This is a genomic window from Mesorhizobium sp. M7A.F.Ca.US.006.04.2.1 (assembly GCF_004022915.1).
In the GTDB taxonomy this organism is placed as follows: Bacteria; Pseudomonadota; Alphaproteobacteria; order Rhizobiales; family Rhizobiaceae; genus Mesorhizobium; species Mesorhizobium ciceri.
Genome location: NZ_RZQA01000998.1, coordinates 1 through 2,043, shown reverse-complemented (window position 1 = coordinate 2,043; position 2,043 = coordinate 1). Strand labels below are relative to the sequence as shown.

Annotated in this window: 1 protein-coding gene; it reads right to left on the bottom strand. The window is 57.0% G+C overall.

Annotated elements, in window-relative coordinates; translation table 11 throughout:
- A partial coding sequence (locus tag EN925_RS33360; RefSeq protein ID WP_164894572.1) for an extracellular solute-binding protein occupies window positions 1–1,865 on the bottom strand: 1,865 nt, incomplete at its 3' end.
- Window positions 1,866–2,043: the final 178 nt, after the last annotated feature.

Here is a 2,043-nt window from a genome sequence, read left to right as displayed (position 1 = left end):
CCCTTGTATTTGGCCGCCAGCGCCTTCTCCTTGTCCGGGTCGATCCACCAGGAATCGATGTCGGGACCCAAGTAAGTCGGCTGTTTTTCCGGGATGCCGAATTTGTTCCAGTAGGCCAGCCAGGTTACGGATCGGGTGAATTGCGGGACGCAATAGAAATTCCACAACAGAACCCGGTCGAGCGCATGAGTGGCGGCGAGCAGGTCGTCGCGATCCGTCGCGAAGATAACGCGTTCAACCAGTGCGTCGACCACTGGGTCCTTGATCCCCGCGTAATTTCGTGAGCCCGGTGTATCGGCTGCCTTCGAACTCCAGTACTCGCGTTGTTCATTGCCCGGCGAGTCCGACTGCGGCAGCCGAGAGGTTATGACGTCGTAGTCGAAATTGTTGACGCGAGCGATGTACTGGCTGGTATCGACTATCCTGAACGAAGCCGAGATGCCGATCTTTCCCAGCATATTTACAAATGGATTGACCGTTTGTTCGGCGCCCTGGTCGAAGCCCAGAATCTCGACGGTAAAAGGCTCCCCGCTTTTCTCATTGGTCATACGGCCATTCTGGATTTTCCAACCCGCCGCCGCAAACAGATCGATCGCTTCGCGCAGGTACGACCGCTCGGCCTTCGGGCTATCGAAGACCGGAAGCTTGAACTCCTGGGTAAACAGTTCTGGCGGGAGCTTGCCCTTGTATTGATTGAGGATCTCCAATTCTTTGCCCCGCGGCAGTCCGCTCGAAGCAAGTTCGCTGCCCATGAAATAGCTGTTGGAGCGGGTGTTGAGGCCGAAGGATTGGGTGCGGTTCAAGGTTTCGAAGTCGAAGGCGTAACCGAGCGCCTCGCGCACGCGCCGATCCTGGAACTTTGTCCGTCGCGTGTTCAGCATGAAACCTTGCATCGAGGCGAGTGATGTCGCCTTGAACTCCCGCTTGATGACATCGCCGGCTTTGAGAGCCGGAAAATTGTAGCGCGTCATCCATAATCGCGCACTGTTTTCAGCCTGGATGTCCTCATATCCGCCTTTGGTGAAGGCTTGCCACGCGGCGTTGTCATCGAGAATGTAGGTGTAGCGTCTGGTGTCGTAGTTGTTGCGCCCGACATTGATGGCCAGATCGGCGGCCCAGAAGTCCGGAACGCGTCGCCAGACGACTTCCGAACCAGGTTTGAAGCTCTCGATCTTGTAGGGTCCAGAGCCGAGCGGGATTTCAAGGCTTGGCTGGGTGATGTCGCGCTTCTTGCCGTTGGCATCGGTGCCTTCCCACCAGTGCTTCGGCAGCACCACCACATCCGCCATGATCAGCGGTAACTCGCGATTGCCCTTCTGATCAAAACGGAACTCGACTTCCCGATCTGAAACGGCGACCGCCTCGGTGACGTTGGCGAAATAGCGGTTGAACTGCGGACTTTCCTTTTTGAGAAAGTTGAATGACCAAATCACGTCATCCACGGTGATCGGTTGGCCATCATGCCATCTGGCACGCGGGTCGAGCCGATAAGTTGCGGATGAAAAATCGGCTGGGTACTTGTAGGCGTCTGCTATCTCGGGATGGTTGACGCTGCCCTCGTCAAGGGATTTCGCCATCAGCGACTGGTAGAGGAGCCCACCCTGATAGTTCAATCCTGCGGCAGGGGTGCCGCGTGCGATGAAAGGATTGAAGCTGTCGAAGGTGCCGAGTTCCACCGAATTCAGCGTGCCGCCCTTGGGCGCGTTCGGATTGACGTAGTCGTAGTGCTGGAAATTGGCGCCGTATTTGGACTCGCCGATCAGCGATGAGGTGGTGCGCCATTCGTCGGCGCGGGCAGCCTGCAATCCCGCCGCCAGAAGGGCTGCCGCCAGCAACGACTTGAGAAGCGTTCGGCCAACCGTCATGCACTATCCTCTTCGCGATGCCCGTTCATGGGCAATCTAGATGATTTGGCGCTCGTGAAAACCGTCATGCGCGGCTTTGTCGCCGCCTATGCGGTTTTCCCAATAAAAAAGCCGGGCTGAACCCGGCTTTTTCAAGGTCGTTGAGATGATATCGAAATTATTGGGCAGGCGCCGGTGC